At 73.8% G+C, this 18,536-nt stretch carries 19 protein-coding genes; 13 read left to right on the forward strand and 6 right to left on the reverse strand.

The window, feature by feature from the left end:
* Positions 1 to 73 precede the first annotated feature (73 nt).
* Together K6T13_RS05250 and K6T13_RS05255 are read left to right on the forward strand one after the other, a co-directional pair.
* Entirely contained in the window at positions 74 to 3,322 is a 3,249-nt protein-coding gene (locus K6T13_RS05250; protein ID WP_222897474.1) for an ATP-dependent helicase, read from the forward strand.
* A complete protein-coding gene (locus tag K6T13_RS05255; RefSeq protein ID WP_249423945.1) occupies positions 3,319 to 6,516 on the forward strand; it encodes an ATP-dependent DNA helicase in 3,198 nt (1,065 codons plus the stop codon). Before K6T13_RS05250 ends, K6T13_RS05255 begins: the two co-directional genes overlap by 4 nt.
* Here K6T13_RS05255 and deoD read toward each other — a convergent pair.
* Entirely contained in the window at positions 6,491 to 7,189 is a 699-nt protein-coding gene (deoD, locus tag K6T13_RS05260) for a purine-nucleoside phosphorylase (RefSeq protein WP_222897475.1), read from the reverse strand. The two genes, K6T13_RS05255 and deoD, sit on opposite strands and share 26 nt — an antisense overlap.
* A 43-nt stretch (positions 7,190 to 7,232) precedes the next feature.
* Here deoD and nudC point away from each other — a divergent pair, with 43 nt between their 5' ends.
* The gene (nudC, locus tag K6T13_RS05265; RefSeq protein ID WP_249423946.1) at positions 7,233 to 8,153 is read left to right on the forward strand and encodes an NAD(+) diphosphatase; all 921 of its coding nucleotides are present in this window, start codon (positions 7,233 to 7,235) and stop codon (positions 8,151 to 8,153) included.
* Between the two features lie 3 nt (positions 8,154 to 8,156).
* Here the strand turns inward: nudC and K6T13_RS05270 are convergent, their stop codons facing one another.
* The gene (locus tag K6T13_RS05270) at positions 8,157 to 8,402 is read right to left on the reverse strand and encodes a mycoredoxin (protein WP_222897477.1); all 246 of its coding nucleotides are present in this window, start codon (positions 8,400 to 8,402) and stop codon (positions 8,157 to 8,159) included.
* Between the two features lie 79 nt (positions 8,403 to 8,481).
* On the opposite strand from K6T13_RS05270, the gene K6T13_RS05275 reads away from it, so the two are divergent.
* From K6T13_RS05275 to K6T13_RS05295, 5 genes are all read left to right on the forward strand, one after another.
* A complete protein-coding gene (locus K6T13_RS05275; protein WP_222897478.1) occupies positions 8,482 to 10,506 on the forward strand; it encodes an ATP-dependent DNA helicase UvrD2 in 2,025 nt (674 codons plus the stop codon).
* Positions 10,507 to 10,690: 184 nt separating this feature from the next.
* The gene (locus K6T13_RS05280; RefSeq protein WP_222897479.1) at positions 10,691 to 10,921 is read left to right on the forward strand and encodes a hypothetical protein; all 231 of its coding nucleotides are present in this window, start codon (positions 10,691 to 10,693) and stop codon (positions 10,919 to 10,921) included.
* A gap of 110 nt (positions 10,922 to 11,031) precedes the next feature.
* Positions 11,032 to 11,349 carry a WhiB family transcriptional regulator gene (locus tag K6T13_RS05285; protein ID WP_222897480.1) on the forward strand — a complete coding sequence of 106 codons (318 nt, stop codon included), beginning with the start codon at positions 11,032 to 11,034 and terminating at the stop codon, positions 11,347 to 11,349.
* Positions 11,346 to 11,582 (forward strand): hypothetical protein, encoded by a 237-nt coding sequence (locus K6T13_RS05290; RefSeq protein WP_488153852.1) that lies wholly within the window; start codon positions 11,346 to 11,348, stop codon positions 11,580 to 11,582. Before K6T13_RS05285 ends, K6T13_RS05290 begins: the two co-directional genes overlap by 4 nt.
* Before the next feature lie 119 nt (positions 11,583 to 11,701).
* Entirely contained in the window at positions 11,702 to 11,863 is a 162-nt protein-coding gene (locus K6T13_RS05295) for a hypothetical protein (RefSeq protein WP_222897482.1), read from the forward strand.
* Positions 11,864 to 11,866: 3 nt separating this feature from the next.
* Here K6T13_RS05295 and K6T13_RS05300 read toward each other — a convergent pair whose 3' ends face one another.
* Positions 11,867 to 12,664, reverse strand: a complete 798-nt coding sequence (locus tag K6T13_RS05300; RefSeq protein ID WP_222897483.1) for a hypothetical protein — start codon at positions 12,662 to 12,664, stop codon at positions 11,867 to 11,869.
* Between the two features lie 124 nt (positions 12,665 to 12,788).
* A complete protein-coding gene (locus K6T13_RS05305) occupies positions 12,789 to 12,947 on the reverse strand; it encodes a DUF5679 domain-containing protein (protein WP_011754982.1) in 159 nt (52 codons plus the stop codon).
* Positions 12,948 to 13,161: 214 nt separating this feature from the next.
* Here K6T13_RS05305 and K6T13_RS05310 point away from each other — a divergent pair, with 214 nt between their 5' ends.
* From K6T13_RS05310 to K6T13_RS05320, 3 genes are all read left to right on the forward strand, one after another.
* Complete coding sequence (locus tag K6T13_RS05310; protein ID WP_222897484.1) at positions 13,162 to 13,956, forward strand: enoyl-CoA hydratase/isomerase family protein; 795 nt, start codon at positions 13,162 to 13,164, stop codon at positions 13,954 to 13,956.
* A 366-nt stretch (positions 13,957 to 14,322) separates the two neighbouring features.
* Complete coding sequence (locus K6T13_RS05315; protein WP_249423947.1) at positions 14,323 to 15,369, forward strand: PHP domain-containing protein; 1,047 nt, start codon at positions 14,323 to 14,325, stop codon at positions 15,367 to 15,369.
* Positions 15,366 to 15,893, forward strand: a complete 528-nt coding sequence (locus K6T13_RS05320) for a M48 metallopeptidase family protein (RefSeq protein WP_222897486.1) — start codon at positions 15,366 to 15,368, stop codon at positions 15,891 to 15,893. The genes K6T13_RS05315 and K6T13_RS05320 overlap by 4 nt, the downstream gene beginning before the upstream one ends.
* Here K6T13_RS05320 and K6T13_RS05325 read toward each other — a convergent pair.
* Both K6T13_RS05325 and K6T13_RS05330 read right to left on the reverse strand, forming a co-directional pair.
* On the reverse strand, positions 15,833 to 16,429 hold the full coding sequence (locus K6T13_RS05325) for an NUDIX hydrolase (RefSeq protein ID WP_222897487.1): 597 nt from the start codon (positions 16,427 to 16,429) through the stop codon (positions 15,833 to 15,835). The two genes, K6T13_RS05320 and K6T13_RS05325, sit on opposite strands and share 61 nt — an antisense overlap.
* Positions 16,426 to 17,733 carry a zinc-dependent metalloprotease gene (locus K6T13_RS05330; RefSeq protein ID WP_222897488.1) on the reverse strand — a complete coding sequence of 436 codons (1,308 nt, stop codon included), beginning with the start codon at positions 17,731 to 17,733 and terminating at the stop codon, positions 16,426 to 16,428. Before K6T13_RS05330 ends, K6T13_RS05325 begins: the two co-directional genes overlap by 4 nt.
* Positions 17,734 to 17,771: 38 nt before the next feature.
* Here K6T13_RS05330 and K6T13_RS05335 point away from each other — a divergent pair, with 38 nt between their 5' ends.
* On the forward strand, positions 17,772 to 18,212 hold the full coding sequence (locus K6T13_RS05335; RefSeq protein ID WP_249423948.1) for a molybdenum cofactor biosynthesis protein MoaE: 441 nt from the start codon (positions 17,772 to 17,774) through the stop codon (positions 18,210 to 18,212).
* Between the two features lie 34 nt (positions 18,213 to 18,246).
* On the forward strand, positions 18,247 to 18,507 hold the full coding sequence (locus K6T13_RS05340; protein WP_222897489.1) for a hypothetical protein: 261 nt from the start codon (positions 18,247 to 18,249) through the stop codon (positions 18,505 to 18,507).
* Positions 18,508 to 18,536: the final 29 nt, after the last annotated feature.

Genomic DNA, 18,536 nt, shown 5'->3' on the forward strand with positions numbered 1-18,536 from the left:
GCCGGCCAACGTACCCGCGCCGCATGTCGCCCACCACCCGGCCGGTGTCGGTGCCCCATGATGGGGTGAGGCCATGACGACGTACCGCCTGGTCGCCGACCGCGCGACCGCGACGACGCCGGTGCTCGACGAGCACCAGCAGGCCGTCGTCGACCACGCCGGCGGGCCGCTCCTCGTCCTCGCCGGGCCCGGCACCGGCAAGACCACCACGCTCGTCGAGGCCATCGCGCGCCGCATCGAGGACGGCGCCGACCCCGCGTCGGTGCTGGCCCTCACCTTCTCCCGCAAGGCCGCCGAGCAGCTGCGCGACCGCGTGATCGCGCGCGTCGGTCGCACCGTCTCCTCCACGCTGGGAGCGACGTTCCACTCCTTCGCCTACGGCCTGATCCGCCAGTGGTCGCCGCCGGAGCTCTACGACGGGCCGCTGCGGCTGCTGTCGGCCCCCGAGCAGGACGTCGTGCTCCAGCAGATCCTCACGCGGGAGGCGGAGTCGATCGTCTGGCCCGAGTCGATCCGTGGCGCGATCGGGACCCGCGGCTTCGCCGGCGAGGTGGCGCAGGTGCTCGCGCGAGCCCAGGAGAAGGGGCTCGGCTCCGAGGCGTTGCGGCGGCTCGGTGAGGAGGAGCAGGTCCCGGAGTTCGTCGCGGCGGCGGCCTTCATGGAGCAGTACGACGCGGTGGCGGCCAGCCAGAACCACCTCGACTACCCCAGCCTCATCGCCACCGCGGTGCGCATGCTCCAGGACCCCGAGCAGCCGGTCCGCGACGCGCTGCGGGCCCAGCTGCGCCACGTGTTCGTCGACGAGTACCAGGACACCGACCCCGCCCAGGTGGCGCTGCTGCGCGCCCTGGCGGGCGACGGTCGCGACCTCACCGTCGTGGGCGACCCCCACCAGGCCATCTACGCCTTCCGCGGCGCCGAGGTCCGCGGGATCCTCGAGTTCCCCGACCGGTTCCGGACCGTGGCCGGCGAGCCGGCGCCCACCGTGGTGCTCGGCACGACCCGCCGGTTCGGGCCGCGCATCCTGCGGGCCGCCCGGGGCGTGTCGGCACGGTTGCCGCTCCCGGGCGCGGTGCCCGCCAGCGCCCTCAACCGTTTCCTCGAGCCGGTCTCGGAGGTGTCCGAACCCGGCGAGGTCGACCTGCTGACCTTCGACACCGACCGCGCGGAGGCCGAGCACCTCGCCGACCTGCTGCGCCGCGCCCACCTCGAGGACGGCGTGCCGTGGTCCGACATGGCCGTGCTGGTGCGCTCCGGGCGTGCGACCATCCCCGGCCTGCGGCGGGCCCTGGTCGCCGCCGGCGTGCCGGTCGACGTCGCCGCCGACGACACGCCGCTCGTGCGCGAACCGGCGGTGCAACCACTGCTCGCGGCGCTCGCGCTGGTCGTCGACGCCGAGGTGGCGGACCCGGCGGACCCCTCCTTCGTCGGGCCGCAGCGGGTCTCCGAGCTGCTCGCCACCCCGCTGGCGGGCATGGACGCCACCGACGTCCGGTCGGTGGCCCGACGGCTGCGGGCGCGCGACCGTGAGCGGGCCACCGCGGAGGGCCGGCCTCCTCGGAGGTCGCCCGACCTGCTCCGCGACGCGGTGCTCGACCCCCGGGTGCTGGCCGCGGTCACCGACCCGACGCCGGGGGAGCGCAAGGCGCTGGCGATCGCCGAGCTGCTCGCCGGGGCCCGCGAGCTCCGTGCCGCGGGAGCCACGGTCGAGGAGCTGCTGTGGCACCTGTGGGCCGGCACCACGTGGCCCCAGCGGCTGCGCGACACGACCGAGAGGGGTGGGCTGGCCGCCCGGCTCGCCCACCGCGACCTCGATGCCGTCGTGGCCCTCTTCGACGCGGCCGTCCGGGCCGAGGAGCAGCGGGAGCACACCTCGGCCGGAGCGTTCCTGGACACCCTGCGCGCCCAGCAGATCCCGGGCGACACCCTCGCCGAGACCGGTGTGCGGGACCACGCGGTGCGGCTGCTGACCGCACACCGGGCCAAGGGCCTCGAGTGGCCCCTCGTGGTCGTGGCCCACGTCCAGGAGGACGCCTGGCCAGACCTGCGCCGACGCGCGACCCTGCTGCGCGCCGACCGGATCGGTGTCTCGGGGCTGGTGCCTCCCACCACCGCCCGCGAGCTCCTGGCCGACGAGCGACGCCTGTTCTACGTCGCCGTCACCCGCGCCACCCGCCGCCTCGTGGTGACGGCGGTGCGCTCGACCGACGACGAGGGCGAGCAGCCCTCGCGCTTCCTCGAGGAGCTCTTCCCCGACGAGCCCGGGCGCCGGATCAGCCACGTGCCGGGACGACCTCGGCGGCCGCTCTCGCTGCCCGGCCTGGTCGCCGAGCTGCGACGTACGGTCGCCGACCCCGACCAGCCCGAACCGCTGCGTCGGGCGGCCGCACTCCGGCTGGCGCGGCTCACCGCTGCCCACCGCGCAGGCGAGGTGCGCGTGCCGTGGGCCGACCCGGCCTCCTGGTGGGGCACCCGCGCCTGGAGCGTCGGCGACGAGCCGTTGCGACCCCTCGACCAGCCGGTGGTGATCTCGGCCAGCACCCTGACCAGCGTCGACCAGTGCCCGGCCAAGTGGTTCCTGGAGCGCGAGGGCGGGGGCGAGCGGCCCGCTGGTCAGGCGCAGGGCTTCGGCAACGTCGTGCACGCGCTGGCCGACCGCATCGGTCGCGGCGAGGTCGAGCTCGCCGGCCGTACCTCCGAGTCGGTCGTCGAGGAGCTGATGGCCCAGGTCGACACGGTGTGGTCCCAGATCCCGTTCCGCACGCCGTGGTCGGCGGAGTCGGAGCGGAGCAAGGTCCGCGAGGCGCTGGTGGGGTTCCTGTCCCGACACCGCAGCGCCGAGGCGCGCGAGCTGGTCGGCACCGAGCAGCCGCTCCGGGCAGAGGTCGAGCTCGCCGACGGCCAGCGGGTGCTCCTCCACGGCTACGCCGACCGGATCGAGCTCGACACCGAGGGCCGGGTGGTGGTCGTGGACCTCAAGACCGGCAAGACCGCGCCGACCAAGGAGGAGCTGCGCGTCCACCCCCAGCTCGGCCTCTACCAGCTCGCGGTCGAGCACGGCGCGGTGCCCGGCCACGACGTGCCGGGTGGTGCCGAGCTGTGGCACCTGCGGCAGCAGCTCGCGACCTCGGGGATGCGCGTGCAGCAGCAGGCGCCCCAGGTGCCCGACGAGGACGGGGTGCGCCCCATCGAGCGGCAGCTGAGCGAGGCCGTCGGCCGGCTGCGCGACGAGGAGTTCCCCGCCCGCCCGGGCCCCCAGTGCAGCTACTGCGCGTTCGAGCGGTTCTGCCCTGCCCAGACCTCCGGCACGGTGCTGTCGTGACCACGCGCGAGATCCGGACGCCGGCCGAGCTCCAGGAGGTCATGGGCACCCCCTACCAGGTCAGTGACCAGCAGTGGGCGGCCATCAGCGCGCCGCTCGAGCCGGGGGTGGTCATCGCGGGCGCGGGGTCCGGCAAGACCTCGCTGATGGCAGCGCGTGTCGTCCACCTCGTGGTCACCGGTCAGGTCCGGCCCGACCAGGTGCTCGGTCTGACCTTCACCACCAAGGCCGCCGCCGAGCTGCGCACCCGCATCCGGGAGGCCCTCGACGACGCCGGCTTCGGCCGGGGTTCGGTGGGCGACGGCGAGGAGGAGGTCCTCGAACCGGTGGTGGCGACCTACAACGCCTACGCCGCCTCGCTGCTCACCGAGCACGGTCTCCGGATCGGTCACGAGCCCGAGACCCGGGTGATCGCCGACGCGGCCCGCTACCAGCTCGCCGCCCGGGTGATCGAGCAGCACACCGGCGAGGTCCGCGAGCTCTCCGACAGCCCGCCCCACGTCATCGACTACCTGCTCAAGCTCGACGGCGCCCTGGCGGAGCACCTGCGCGAGCCGGCGGAGCTGCGCGACTTCGACGCCCAGGCCCTGCCGCGCTTCGAGGCGGAGCTGTCCGGCGCCCTGCTCCGCGACGTCCGCTCGGCGTTCACGCGGCGCGGCGAGGCGCTGGGGCTGGTCGAGGACTACCGCCGGCTCAAGCAGCGGCTCGGGCTCATGGACTTCTCCGACCAGATCTCCCTGGCCGCCCGGCTGGCCGAGGCCCACCCCGGCGTCGGCGTCCTGGAGCGCGACATCCACCGCGTGGTGCTGCTCGACGAGTACCAGGACACCTCGGTCGCGCAGGCGCTGATGCTCAGCCGGCTCTTCAGCGGCCCCGACCCCGACGCGGGTCTCGGCCACGCGGTCACCGCCGTCGGCGACCCCAACCAGGCGATCTACGGCTGGCGTGGGGCCTCGGTCTCCAACATCCTGCGCTTCGCGGAGGACTTCCCGCCTGCCCCGGGCAGCGCGGTCACGGTCCACCCGCTGACGGTCAACCGTCGTAGCGACGCCCGGATCCTCGAGGTCGCCAACCGGCTGGCGGCGCCGCTCCACGAACAGTTCGAGCAGGTGCGGCCGCTCGAGCCCGGCGGCGCCGAGGCCGGCGTGGTGCAGACCGTCGTCCACGAGTCCTACGCCGAGGAGCTCGCGTGGCTCACCGACCAGGTCCGGCTCGCCCATGGCGAGGGCCGGGCCGGGTCGTGGCGCGAGATCGGGGTGCTCGTGCGCGACAACGCCCATGCCGCCGACGTCTTCGACGCGCTCACCGCCGCCGACGTACCCGTCGAGATCGTGGGCCTCAAGGGTCTGCTCCGGCTCCCGGAGGTCGCCGAGGTGCTCGCCACCCTGACGCTGGTCCACGACCTCACCGCCAACAGCGAGCTGCTCGCCCTCCTGACCGGGCCACGCTGGGCCATCGGTCCGCGCGACCTGGCCCTGCTGGGCCGTCGGGCGCGCGAGCTGGCCGATGCGCGGCAGGGCAGGGCCACCGGTGGCACGCTCGCCGAGGAGCTCGCCCACGCGGTGACCGGTGCCGAGCCCACCGAGGTCACCGCGCTGTCAGACGCGCTCGCCGACCCGGGCGACCTCCCCTACTCGACCGTGGCCCGCGAGCGGTTCGCGCTGCTCGCGGCCGAGCTCCGCCACCTGCGTGGACACGCGGCGGAGCCGCTGCTGGAGCTGGTGCGTCGCATCATCGATGTCTGCGGCATCGACGTGGAGCTGGCGGCCTCGGTGAGCGAGGCCGCCCGCGCCCGGCGCGAGAACCTCGACCTCTTCGTCAAAGCCGTGGCGGAGTTCCAGGCCATCGACGGAGCGGTGACGTTGCCGGCCCTGCTGGCTTGGCTCGATGCCGAGCTCGACGGCGAGGGCCTCGACGTGGCGACCCCGTCGGCGGCCGACTCCGTCAAGCTGCTGACGGTCCACCGCGCCAAGGGTCTGGAGTGGGACGTGGTGTTCCTCGCCGGGGTCTGCGAGGAGAAGTTCCCCCACACCACGAGCCGGGGGCTCTGGCCGACCCGGGTCGAGCTGCTGCCCACGCCGCTGCGGGGCGATCGGCGCGACCTGCCCGCCCTGGGCGGGCACGACAAGGACGCGATCGCCGCCTACAAGGCGGACTGCAAGGCCCACGAGTTCACCGAGGAGCTGCGGCTCGGCTACGTCGCCTTCACCCGGGCCCGCCACGAGCTCCACGTGTCCTCCTACCTGTGGACGGACACCCGCAAGACACCCCTGGGCCCTTCGCCCTTCCAGCAGGTGGTGCGCGACCAGCTCGCCGCCTGGGGCGAGAAGCCCGTCGCCTGGCTCGACAAGCCGCCCCCGGGCACGCCCAACCCGCTCCACGCCACGGTCCGGGAGGTGCCGTGGCCGGTGACCGACCACACGGCGGAGGCGCTGCGTCGGCTCTCGGCGAGCGAGCTGGTCGCCGACGCGCTGGCGGGCCGGCTCGAGGATCCCGAGCTCGACCTGGCGGAGGCCTCGCGGGTGGGGGAGTGGGACGAGGAGCTCGAGCGGCTGCTGGCCGAGGCCCGCGCCGAGGGGGGCGACACCGTCGACGTGCCGCTCCCGGCGAGCCTCTCGGCCACCGCGCTGGCACGGTTGCGCGACGACCCCGACGGGTTCGCGCGCGACCTGCGCCGTCCGATGCCGCGGCCGCCCGCGCCGGCAGCCCGGTTCGGCACCCGCTTCCACGCCTGGGTCGAGGCCCGGTTCGGGCAGCAGGACCTCATCGACCCCGACGAGCTCCCCGGCCGCGCCGACGTCGGGATCGACGGCCCCGACGACCTCGCCGAGGTGGTCGAGGCCTTCGAGAAGGGGCCCTTCGCCGACCGCCCACCCCACCGCGTCGAGGCGGCCTTCGCCCTCGTGCTGGGTGGACAGGTGGTGCGCGGGCGGATCGACGCGGTCTACGCCGAGCAGGTGGACGGGCAGCCCGGCTACCTCGTGGTCGACTGGAAGACGAGTCGGCAGCAGTCCGCCGACCCGTTGCAGCTGGCGATCTACCGCCTCGCCTGGGCCGAGCTCACCGGGACGCCCCTGGATCGGGTGCGCGCCGGGTTCTTCTACGTCCGCCACGGCGCGCTGGTCGAGCCGCCCGACCTGCCGGGACGTGAGGAGCTGGAGCGGCTGGTCAGCCCGCCTGCGCCGCCGCGGTGAGGGCGACCTCGACCATCCGGCTGAAGGTCTGCTCCCGCTCCTGGGCGCTGGTCTCCTCGCCGGTGACGATGTGGTCGGACACGGTGCAGATCGCCAGTGCCCGCCGGTCGTACTTCGCGGCGAGCGTGTAGAGCGCGCTCGCCTCCATCTCGACCGCGAGCACGCCGTAGTCGACCATCCGTGAGACCAGCTCCGGGCGAGCAGCGTAGAAGGAGTCGCTGGAGAAGATCAGGCCGACGTGTGCCTCGGGAGCGGCGGCCGCGGCCTCGCGGAGCAGCGCGAAGTCGGCGACGGGGGCGTAGTCGAGGCCCTCGAACGCGATCCGGTTCATCGCGGAGTCGGTGCAGGCGCCGGAGGCGATCACCAGGTCGCGGATCGCGAGCTTCTGCGTGAGCGCGCCACAGGAGCCCACCCGGATGATCGACTGCACGTCGTACTCCCGGAACAGCTCGTTGGCGTAGATGGCCAGGGACGGCTGGCCCATGCCGGAGCCCTGGACCGACACCGGACGGCCCTGCCAGGTCCCGGTGTAGCCGTACATGCCGCGCACCTCGCTGTAGCACTGTGCCCCGTCGAGGAACGTCTCGGCGATCCACCGGGCGCGCATCGGGTCGCCGGGCATCAGGACGGTGGGGGCGATCTCGCCGGGCTCGGCTGCGATGTGCGTGCTCACGGGGGTGAACGTACCGCCGGGTCCGCGGACTAGCCTCATCGTCGTGACCCAGCCCGACCAACGGCGGATCCTGCCCCACGTGGCGCTCTCGCGGCACGCCCACAACCGGCTGGGCAACCAGCGGACCGACCGGGCCTGGCTCGACGAGCGCTGGGCCGACCCCGCCTCCCGGGTTCTGGTCGTCTCCGGCACGCGGGTCCGGCCCGTCGACGGCGACGTGCCGTTCGTCCCGACGTCCGAGGCGCCGGCCGACGGCGTCCGGGTGCTGCTCGGCTCCGAGGCAGGGGTCACCTACTTCGCGACGCTCGTGGCACCCGAGGCGGCGCCCGGTGCCCGCGAGGACTGGCTGCCGCTGCGGGCACTGCTGCCGATGCTGCCCGACCGGACCGACCTGGCGCCGCTGCTCTTCCACGCCGTCGGGCTGGCCGAGTGGCACCACTCCACGCGGTTCTGCCCGCGCTGCGGCGCGGGGCTGGAGCCGCGCGCCGCCGGGCACGAGCTGCGGTGCACGGGGTGCGACCGGCCGCAGTTCCCCCGCACGGACCCCGCGGTGATCATGGCGGTCGTGCACGACGACGCCTCGATCCTGCTGGGCCGGCAGCCCAGCTGGCCGGAGGGACGCTGGTCCACGTTGGCGGGCTTCTGCGAGCCGGGCGAGACCCTCGAGGACGCCGTACGCCGGGAGGTGATGGAGGAGGTCGGGATCCCCGTCGGGGAGGTCACCTGGTTCGGCAACCAGCCGTGGCCGCTGCCGGCGAGCCTGATGCTCGGCTTCGTCGCCCGTGCCGAGTCCAAGCAGATCGACGTCGACGGTGCCGAGATCGAGTCGGCGCGCTGGTTCACGCGCGAGCAGTTCCGGGACGAGGCCGAACGGGGCCTGATCCATGTCCCGCGCGGGGTGTCGATCTCCTCCTCGCTCGTGGCCCACTGGTTCGGCGGACCGCTGCCCGGCGAGGGCTGGTGAGCCTCAGGAGGCCAGGGCCGCCAGCTTGTCCTTGACCTGGGCCAGCGACGGGTTGGTCTGGGTGGACCCGTCCGCGAACAGCAGCGTCGGCACGGTCTGATTGCCACCGTTGGCCTGCTCGACGGTGAGGGCGGCGTCCGGCTCGCGCTCGATGTCGACGATCTCAAACGGAATGCCCTCGCGATCCAGCTGGCCCTTCAGGCGGTGGCAGTAGCCGCACCAGGGGGTCGTGAACATGGTGAAGGTCATGGGGGGTGTGTCTCCGGTCGCGTCTAGGGTTGGGGCCTTGCCTTAGTCAACCCCATCCGTCCCGGAGTTGTTCCCGCCGATGCCCCACGCCGACGCCCTGCTGGAGGCGCTCGACCCCGAGCAGCGCCGGGTCGCCGAGACCCTGCGTGGACCGGTGCGGGTGCTGGCCGGTGCCGGCACCGGCAAGACGCGGGCGATCACCCACCGGATCGCCTACGGGGTCGCGACCGGTGTCTACGAGCCGACCGAGGTGCTGGCGGTCACCTTCACCACCCGGGCCGCGGGGGAGATGCGGACGCGGCTGCGGGCGCTCGGCGCGAGCGGCGTCCAGGCCCGCACCTTCCACTCCGCGGCGCTGCGCCAGCTGCGCTACTTCTGGCCGCTGGTGCACGGCACCGAGCTCCCCACGCTGACCGAGTCCAAGCTCGCCCTGCTCGCCTCAGCGGCCCGCCGGTGCCGGGTCGACGCCGACCAGGCGCTGCTGCGCGACATCGCCTCCGAGGTCGAGTGGGCCAAGGTGAGCAACGTCCACCCCGACGACTACCCCCGGATCGCCTCCGCGCGTGGCCGCTCGGTCAGCGGGCAGTCCGCGGAGGCCGTCGGCCAGGTCTTCTCGGCCTACGAGGACGGCAAGCGCAGCCAGGGCCGCATGGACATGGAGGACGTGCTGCTCTTCACCGCCGGGATGCTCGCCGACGACGAGCGCGTCGCCGCCCACGTCCGCCGCCAGTACAAACGCTTCGTCGTCGACGAGTTCCAGGACGTCTCGCCGTTGCAGTCGGCGCTGCTCGACCTGTGGCTGGGGGGGCGCGACGAGCTCTGCGTGGTCGGCGACCCGTCCCAGACGATCTACTCCTTCGCCGGTGCCCGCGCCGACTTCCTCCGTGACTTCCCCGCCAAGTACCCCGCCACCACCTCCATCGAGCTGGTCCGCAACTACCGCTCGACGCCCGAGGTGGTCGCCGCCGCCAACACGCTGCTCGACGGCACGGCGAGCAAGGGCGTGGAGCTCGTGGCGCAGCAGCCGGCCGGCCCGGCCGTGGAGCTCTCCGGTCACCCCGACGAGGTGGCCGAGGCGGAGGCGGTGGCCGAGCGGGTCCGTCGGCTGGCCGACGCCGGGACGCCCTACGGCGAGATCGCCGTCCTCTTCCGGATCAACGCCCAGTCGGAGAACCACGAGGAGGCGCTGGCGGCCAAGGCCGTCCCCTACGTCGTCCGGGGCGCGGCCCGGTTCTTCGACCGACCCGAGGTGAAGCAGGCCGTGACCCTGCTCCGCGGGACCGCGCGCTCCGGCGCCCAGCCCGGCGACCTGGTCGAGACGGTCCGGGCCACCCTGGCCGGCCTCGGCTGGACCGCCGAGGCCCCCGGCTCCCGCGGCCAGGTGCGCGACCGCTGGGAGTCGTGGCAGGCGCTGGTCGACCAGGCCGTCGAGTTCGCCCGCTCGGGCGGCGACCTGGGCGGGTTCGTCGACGAGCTCGACCGTCGGGCCGCCGAGCAGCACGCCCCGGTGGCCGACGGGGTCACCCTGACCACCCTGCACGCCGCCAAGGGGCTGGAGTGGGACGCGGTGCTGCTGACGGGGATCCAGGACGGCACCCTGCCCATCACCTATGCCGAGAGCCCCGCCGAGCTCGAGGAGGAGCGTCGGCTCCTCTACGTCGGCATGACGCGGGCGCGGCGGCACCTCGGGGTCTCCTGGAGCCGGGCGCGCAACCCCGGCGGCCGCCAGTCCCGCCAGCCCTCGCCGTTCCTGCGCCCGCTCCTCCCCGAGGAGCAGCAACCGCGGCCCCCGGCCTCGCGCCGCCGGGCCGTCCACTGCCGTGAGTGCGGCTCACCGCTGGCCACGGCAGCGCAGAAGAAGCTCGGCCGGTGCGCCGACTGCCCGGCCTCCTACGACGAGGAGCTCTACGAGCGACTGCGCTCCTGGCGGCGCGAGCGGGCGACCGACGACGGCGTGCCGGCGTTCGTGGTCTTCACCGACGCCACGCTGCAGCTGATCGCCGAGCACCGACCCGCCGACGAGCAGGCGCTGCTCCGCATCAGCGGGGTGGGTCGCTCCAAGCTCGACCGCTACGGAGAGGACCTGCTCGGCCTGCTCGGTTGAGCGGTCCCCGGGCGCCGGGGAACGGGGCCGATCGCGCCGCGATCGAGGGTGGTCTAGAGGTCTCGTGAAATGAGCCAATAAATAGATTGCCCATGACAAGACCGACCCGCTACCGTTCTCGGGAACGCACACGACACGCGCATCCAGGTCTTGGCACGACCCGCGCACGACTCACCGTGAGGAGGTGGCATCAGTGATCAGCATCAAGCTCCCGACGACGACCCAGATCCCGTCCGGCTTCGTCCTGCCTGCGTCCGGCGCCACCTTCGGCATGGGCGCGAGCATGCTCGCCGCCACGGAGTGGGGCGTCGACGGCGTCACGTTCGGCGACATCGTTCGCGATCGCCACGTGGCCGGCGCGACCCTCGCGCAGGACGCCGTCCCGGGTACCACTGCCTGGAGTCCACCGATCTGATGACCTGACCTCAGCATCGGCGCCTCCAGGCCGCGGAACCCGAACCCGGGATCCGCGGCCTTTCTGTTTCCGCAGCACCCAGCGATCAGAGTCAGGAGGAGGTGACCAGATTGACCATCAGCGTTCTCGACCGCACTGATGGGACGACCGATGCCACGCTCGGCGGCCTGCACGACGCCGCCGCGCAGGTGGACCAGGAGCGGCTGCCGTGCCGGGTGAACAACCCGGAGCTGTGGTTCGCGGAGTCTCCCGCGGACGTGGAGTTCGCCAAGCTCCTGTGCACGGACTGCCCCGTGCGCGACCTCTGCCTCTCCGGCGCGTTGCAGCGCCAGGAGCCGTGGGGGGTGTGGGGCGGCGAGCTCTTCGCCCAGGGCGTGGTGATCCCGCGGAAGCGGCCTCGAGGCCGTCCGCGCAAGAACGCCGCGTGACCACCGTCCCTCCACCAGAGAGCAGCAACCAAGACCACATGACCAACACGACGATCCGGAGCAACGAGATGGAACTCATGCACGAAGACCTCGCGCGGGCACAGATGTCCGCGCGCCTGGGAGAGGCGCAGCAGCAGCGGCGTGGCCACCAGCTGGCCCGGGCCCGCCGCATCAGCCGCAAGGCCGAGCAGGCCGCGCAGCAGGCACGCCTCGCCCTCGCCCGAGCGCTCTGAGGCAGGCGGCCCTTCCGGGCCCTCCACCCCTGATCGCTGGGTGCGAAGAGACAGGAGCCGGGTACGACGACCACGTCGTACCCGGCTCCTGCTGTGTCCCGGCGGAGTAGGGTCGAGACGTGACCACCTGTGACTTCTGCGGGCGTCAGGAACCGGACGAGGCGAAGACCCTGACGTGGACGGTGGCGGTCGAGAACGGTCGGCGCCGCACCTTCTGCGAGGAATGCTCCCGGGCCAACCTCCGGGCCATGGAGAGCAAGCTCGACAGCGAGTGGTGGTAGTCCTCAGCCCGCCAGCCGGTCACCCCAGGCGCAGCCGCAGCGGGGATGGCGCCGCCAGCTGCGGATGACCGCGCCGTCCCGCAGCAGCTCCACCGTCGTCGACCAGGTCGCCGGCCGGTCGCCCTCCACCAGGCTCACGAGGTCGCGGACCGCCCAGGCGAGCGCCAGCTGCAGGTCCGCCGTGGGCACCCGGTCCTCCGCGTCGGGTGTGCGGTGCTGCTCGACGACCAGCGGGTGGCGCGGGTCGACGTCCGCGAGGTGCTCGTCGACGCAACGCAGGCACGCGGTCAGTCCCGGGACGACGCACGGGCCCAGCCGCAGCCGACCGGCCACGGCGGTGAGCAGCAGGTGGGGGACGTCCGCGCGCACCGACTCCGCGAGGCGTTCGCGGTCCGGCTCGGCACCCCACGAGACGACCAGCAGCACGGTCCCCAGTCGCCCCGGCCCCGCCTCCGGCAACCCGGCCGCGGCCAGCAGGCGGCCGAGGACCGGTCGCACCGGGGCCGGGCAGTCGAGCCGGACCTGGGCTGCGGCCCGGGCGCGCTCGCGGACGGTGTCCTCGTCGGGGCTGGTCAGCAGACCGGCCTCCGAGAGCTCGGCACACAGGCTGCGGTCACGCGGCGGGAGGCCGCCGGGGTCGACACCGTGTCGCAGCAGGGCCAGCAGCCGGCGTACGTCGGGGGTGTCGGCGAGCAGCAACCTCTGGTCGTGGTGGGCGCCGACCTGCAGGGAGCCGGGCCCCCGGGCGGCGACGCGGATCCCGGGACGGAGGCGGACACGGGGGAGGAGTGGTGCCGGCATCGCGTCACCCTGCCACGGCGGGACGGCGCCTCGGGCGGCTCGTCCACAGCCCACGACGACAGCGGCGGCACCCGCCCGGACTCACCGGGCGGGTGCCGCCGCAACGTTGTGGGTCGGCCGGCTCTCAGGCCTTGCCGAGGATGCGGTTGAGGTTGGTGCCGCAGACGGGGCACACGGCCTTGGCCATGCGGGTGCCCTTGTCGTTGACCTTGACCTCACCCTCCGCCTCGCGCTTCTCCTTGCACTTGACGCAGTAGAACTCGCCGCTCCAGGTCTCCGCCATGACGGCCTCCTTGCTGTTTCGTTGTTCGGTCGTCGCGGCGGGATCGGGTGGGGAAGCCCGCCGGAGGTTCCGTGGCCGAGGCCCCAGAACCGGTCTCGACCCTACGACACGCAGCGCTGAGCGTGGGTGAGGCTCGCCCTGAGCGTGATTTCGCGCTCACAGGGGGTGGGAGCCGTCGCCGGGCTGTCGGGGGCCGGTCACTACCCTGCGAGCCATGCCTGACTACCCGCACCTCCGCGTCGAGCGCCCCTCTGACGGCGTCGTCCTGCTGACCCTCGACAACCCCGACCAGCGCAACGCGATGTCGGACCAGATGACTGAGTCCTGGGTGGCTGCGATCGACGAGCTCTCCGAGGACCGGACCGTGCGGGCGGTCGTGGTCACCGGGGCCGGCAGTGCCTTCTGCTCCGGGGGCGACACCTCGTGGATCGCCAGCGAGCCCGATGCCGGCGTCGACCGGCTGCGCGACCGGATGCTGCCGTTCTACCGGGCCTGGCTCTCGGTCCGGCGGCTCGAGGTGCCCACCATCGCCGCGGTCAACGGCGCGGCGATCGGCGCCGGTCTCTGCCTCGCGTTGGCCTGCGACCTGCGCTACGCGGCCTCGGGCGCCCGCCTCGGGGCACCCTTCGTCCGGCTCGGCATGCATCCCGGGATGGCCGGCACCTACCTGCTGCCGGAGGCGGTCGGCAGCGCCCACGCCCGTGACCTGCTGCTGACCGGCCGCGTGGTGGAGGCTGACGAGGCGTACCGGATGGGTCTGGTCTCGCGGGTCCTGGAGCCGACGACGTTCCTCGACGACGTGCTCGCGACCGCGCGCGAGGTGGCCGCGACCGCGCCGGTCGCGAGCCGGCTCACGACGCTCGCGCTGCGCGACGGCGGCCACGCCGACCTGGAGACCTGCCTGCAGTGGGAGGCGCTGGCGCAGCCGGTGACGCTCGCGACCGAGGACCTCCAGGAGGGGATCGCCGCGGCCCGCGAGAAGCGGCCGCCGCGGTTCACGGGCCGGTGAGGTGGGATGCGGCCACGCGACCGGGCACGGCAGGAATGAGAACGGGCATGAGAAGAGGCCCCTGGCCCGCCTCCACGACCCTTGCCTTCCCCTTGCGAAGGTCGCCTCGACGGGCCCGGGGCCTCATCTGTCGCCCACGCTAGGAGCCCGGGTCCCGCGGGGTCAACGGTGGGTCCGGGATCCCGGGCGAAACCCTGTGGACAGCCTGTGGACGAACCTGTGGGTAGGGCACGCAAGGCGGTGGAGGGACTCGGGACCGGGGTGTGGAGGACGCCGGTCGCGGCGCGCGGACCGCCCCGCTGACCAGCCACCATGGACGTGCACAGGGTGTGGACAGAAAGTTCTCGGACAGGAAGCGTGGCGCGGGTGAGCGAGACCTACGACGACGGGCCGGTGGCCGCACTGCGGCGGATCGCGTTCCTCATGGAGCGGGGCCGGGAGGAGAGCCGGCGCATCGAGGCCTTCCGGACCGCGGCCCGCACGATCCTGCCGCTGTCGCCGGGGGAGGTCGCCGAACGGGCCGCGGCCGGGACCCTCACCGAGCTCCCCGGCATCGGGCCGAGCACCGGCGCCGTGATCGCGGACGCGGTCCGGGGGGTGGTCCCCGATCGGCTCGCCCGCCTCGAGGGTGAGCACCAGGGCCCGCTGGCCGCGGGTGGTCGCGAGCTGCGGGCCGCCCTCCGGGGCGACCTGCACTCGCACTCCGACTGGTCCGACGGCGGGTCGCCGATCGAGGAGATGGTGTTCAGTGCCATCGAGGTCGGCCACGACTACCTCGTGCTCACCGACCACTCACCCCGGCTCACGGTCGCCCGCGGGCTCAGCGCGGAGCGGCTGGCCCGGCAGCTCGAGGTCGTGAACGCCATCAACGACCACCTCGACGGCTCCTTCACCCTGCTCAAGGGGATCGAGGTCGACATCCTCGACGACGGCTCGCTCGACCAGAGCGAGGAGATGCTCGCGCAGCTCCAGGTGCGCGTGGCCAGCGTCCACTCCAAGCTGCGGATGGAGAAGGACCAGATGACCCGGCGCATGGTCACCGCGGTCGGCAACCCCTTCGTCAACGTGCTCGGCCACTGCACGGGTCGCCTCGTCACCGGCAACCGGGGTACCCGTCCCGGCAGCGACTTCGACGCCCGGGCCGTCTTCGAGGCGTGCGCCGAGCACGACACGGCGGTGGAGATCAACTCGCGGCCCGAGCGCCGCGACCCGCCGACCCGGCTGATCGAGCTCGCCCGCGACATCGGCTGCCTGTTCTCGATCGACAGCGACGCCCACGCGCCGGGGCAGCTCGACATGCTCGACTACGGCTGCGAGCGGGCCGAGGCGGCGGGGATCGACCCGGACCGGATCGTCAACACGTGGCCACGGGAGCGACTGCTGTCATGGGCCGGCGCTAGGTTGCCCTCATGACGGTGCGGCCCGAGGTCGAGGTACGCCGGTCCAAGCGCCGGCGACGTACGGTCTCCGCCTATCGCGACGGGGACCGCATCGTGGTGATGGTGCCGGCCACGCTCACCCGGGCCGAGGAGGCCGAGTGGGTGGAGTCGATGATCGAGCGGCTCGAGCGCGCCGAGCGCCGCACCCGCCCGAGCGACCAGGAGCTCCTGGCCCGTGCCAACCGGCTCTCCTCCCGCTACCTCGGCGCCATGGCGGCGCCGGAGTCGGTCCGGTGGGTGACCAACCAGGGCTCGCGTTGGGGCTCCTGCACCCCGGGTGACCGCACGATCCGGCTGTCGTCGCGGCTGCAGGGGATGCCCGAGTGGGTCATCGACTACGTGCTGGTCCACGAGCTCGCCCACCTGCTCGAGCCCGGCCACGACGCGGCCTTCTGGGCGTGGGTGGACCGCTACCCCCACGCCGAGAAGGCGAAGGGCTACCTGCTGGGCTGGTCGGCGGCGGCCAAGGTCGATCCCCCGCCCGACGACGTCGACTGAGCACGCGCCACCCCGAGGGCCACCAGCTCGACGAGGTCCGGCTGCGCGTCGGGCAACGCGTCGACGGGCCACCAGCGCACGTCCAGCGACTCGTCGCTGACGACGGGGAGGAGGGCGTCGTCGACGACGGCGACGAACCGGACGTCGAGGTGGTGGACGTTGCCGCGCTCGTCGCAGAACGGCACCGCGTGCTCGCTCAGCTGCACCGGCACCGGGTCCACGTCGAGGCCCACCACGCCGGACTCCTCGACGGCCTCGCGGGTCGCGGCCCCCGCCAGCGTCCGGTCACCCGACTCGCAGTGGCCCCCGAGCTGGAACCACCGGCCCGCCTTGGCGTGCAGGGTCAGCAGCACCCGGCTGCCGTCGGCGGCGAGCACCAGCGTGCTGGCCGTGAGGTGGTCCGGGTAGCACGCGCGCTCCATGCCGTCGGAGTGGGCACGCAGGTGCTCGACGTACCGGTCGCGCAGCTCCGCCTGTGCAGGCGTGGGTGGGTGCCACGCCGACAGGGTCGTCAGCGCGTCGGCGTGGAGGCTCACTCGCGGGGGCGGTCGTCCCCGGGCCCGCCGTCGAGGAGGTCACGCAGACCGGCCTCGAAGTCCTCGTCGCTGAGCTGGTCGGGGGAGTCGGCACCCTCCCGGAAGCCGAGCGGGTCGTCGAGGTCGGCCGCGGTCGGCAGGAGGTGGGGGCTCATCCAGACGCCGTCACGCGCCTCGGTGCCCTGCCGGGTGCGCAGCGAGCCCCACAGCACCGAGGCGTCGCGCAGCCGGCGCGGCCGCAGCTCCAGCCCCACCAGGGAGGCGAAGGTCTGCTCGGCCGGTCCGCCGGAGGCCCGGCGCCGCCGGACCGCCTCCTGCAGCGCGCCCGCGCTCGGCATCCGCTCGGCGGTCGCCTGGCCGACGACCTCGTCGACCCAGCCCTCCACCAGCGCCAGCGTGACCTCGAGCCGCTGCAGGGCCGCGTCCTGCTCGGGGCTCTGGGAGAGGTCGAAGAGGCCACCCTCGGTCAGCTGCTGCAGCGACTCGAGGTTGGAGAGGTCCATGCCGCGCAGCTGCTCCTCCATGCGGGACTGGAGGTTGGCGGTGTTGACCTCGAGACCGTGGGCGTAGTCGGTGACGGCGCCGATCAGGTGGTCGCGCAGCCACGGGACGTGCGCGAACAGCCGCTGGTGGGCCGCTTCGCGCAGCGCGAGGTAGAGCAGCACGTCGTCCTCGGACGCCTCCAGGCCCGCGGCGAACTCGGCGATGTTGGCCGGCACCAGCGCGGCCTTGCCGTGGGCGCCGAGGGGCAGGCCGATGTCGGAGGCCGTGAGGACCTCCCCGGCCAGGCCGCCGAGCCCGGACCCGATCTGCTGGGCCAGCATCGCTCCGACGGCACGCTGCAGCATGCCGAGGAGCTGGCCCCCCATCGCCTGTGCCTGCTCGGGCATGGCGGACCCGAGGGCGTTGACCGACGACGCGGCGATCGGCTCGACGAGCCCCTTCCACACCTCGGTCGTCCCGACGATCCACTCGGCGCGGCTCCACGCGGCGGTGGCGGTGACGCCGGAGGGGAAGTCGGTGGTCTCGTCGAGCCAGTGGTCGGCGAGCCGGACGGCGTCGGCGACGCGGTCCTGCTGGCGTTGGGTGGTCGAGGGGTCCTGGCCCTGGGCGACCTGCTTGCGCGCGATGTCGAGCGCGAGGTCCCAGTTCAGGGGGCCGTCGTAGGGCTGCATCATGGCCTGGATCTGGCTGAACAGCGCTCCGAGGTCGGGGATGCCACCACCACCCATGGCGCCGCTGAAGAACTGCTCGAAGGGGGTGCCCTTGAACGGGTTCTGGCCCTCGTCGGCGTCGTCGCTCATGGCGTCGAGCCTACGCCGGAAGTGGTTAGAGTCGGGACGTGCCCGATCACGTGCTGCCGCCCGCCGTCCGCCTCGTGGACCTGCGGGAGACACCGCTCGACGTGGCCGAGGTGGTGGCCGCGCTCGAGGGTGACGCCGCCGGCGGGCTGACGCTCTTCGTGGGCCGGGTGCGTGACCACGACGGGGGGAGGTCGGTGGCCGGTCTGGACTACTCCGCGCACCCGAGCGCCCTCGAGCGGCTGCGCGAGGTGTGTGCGCGGGTGGCCCGCGAGCACCAGGTGCACGGGGTCGCCGCGGTGCACCGCGTCGGCACGCTGGCGATCGGCGACATCGCCGTGGTGGTCGCCACGACCGCCGCCCACCGGGGCGAGGCCTTCGACGCCTCGCGGGCGCTCATCGACACCCTGAAGGCCGAGGTGCCCATCTGGAAGCACCAGCGGTTCGGGGACGGCACCGAGGAGTGGGTCGGCGCGCCGTGAGGGTGCCGCCCGGCCCGGGACCTACCCTCGTGACGTGGAGATCCTGCTCTGGCTGGTGCCCGCCGGCGTCGTCACCACCCTCGCCATGGCCTGGGTGTCGTGGTTCGGGCGCGAGGGCCGCGGCGAGGTGGATCGCGAGGTCGCCGTACGCCGTCTCGCGGCCGCGATGCAGCGCGAGCACCCCGCTGCCGGGACCACCCGGCCGCTGGCGGCGCGCGAGCGCAGCACCGGCATCGCGGTCCGCCCCTCGCGCACGGCACCGTCCCCCGCCGAGGACCCGCGGCGTACCGCCTGAGCGCACCACGCCGCCGATCTGCTTCGCCC

This window comes from Nocardioides coralli (genome assembly GCF_019880385.1).
Lineage (GTDB): Bacteria > Actinomycetota > Actinomycetes > Propionibacteriales > Nocardioidaceae > Nocardioides > Nocardioides coralli.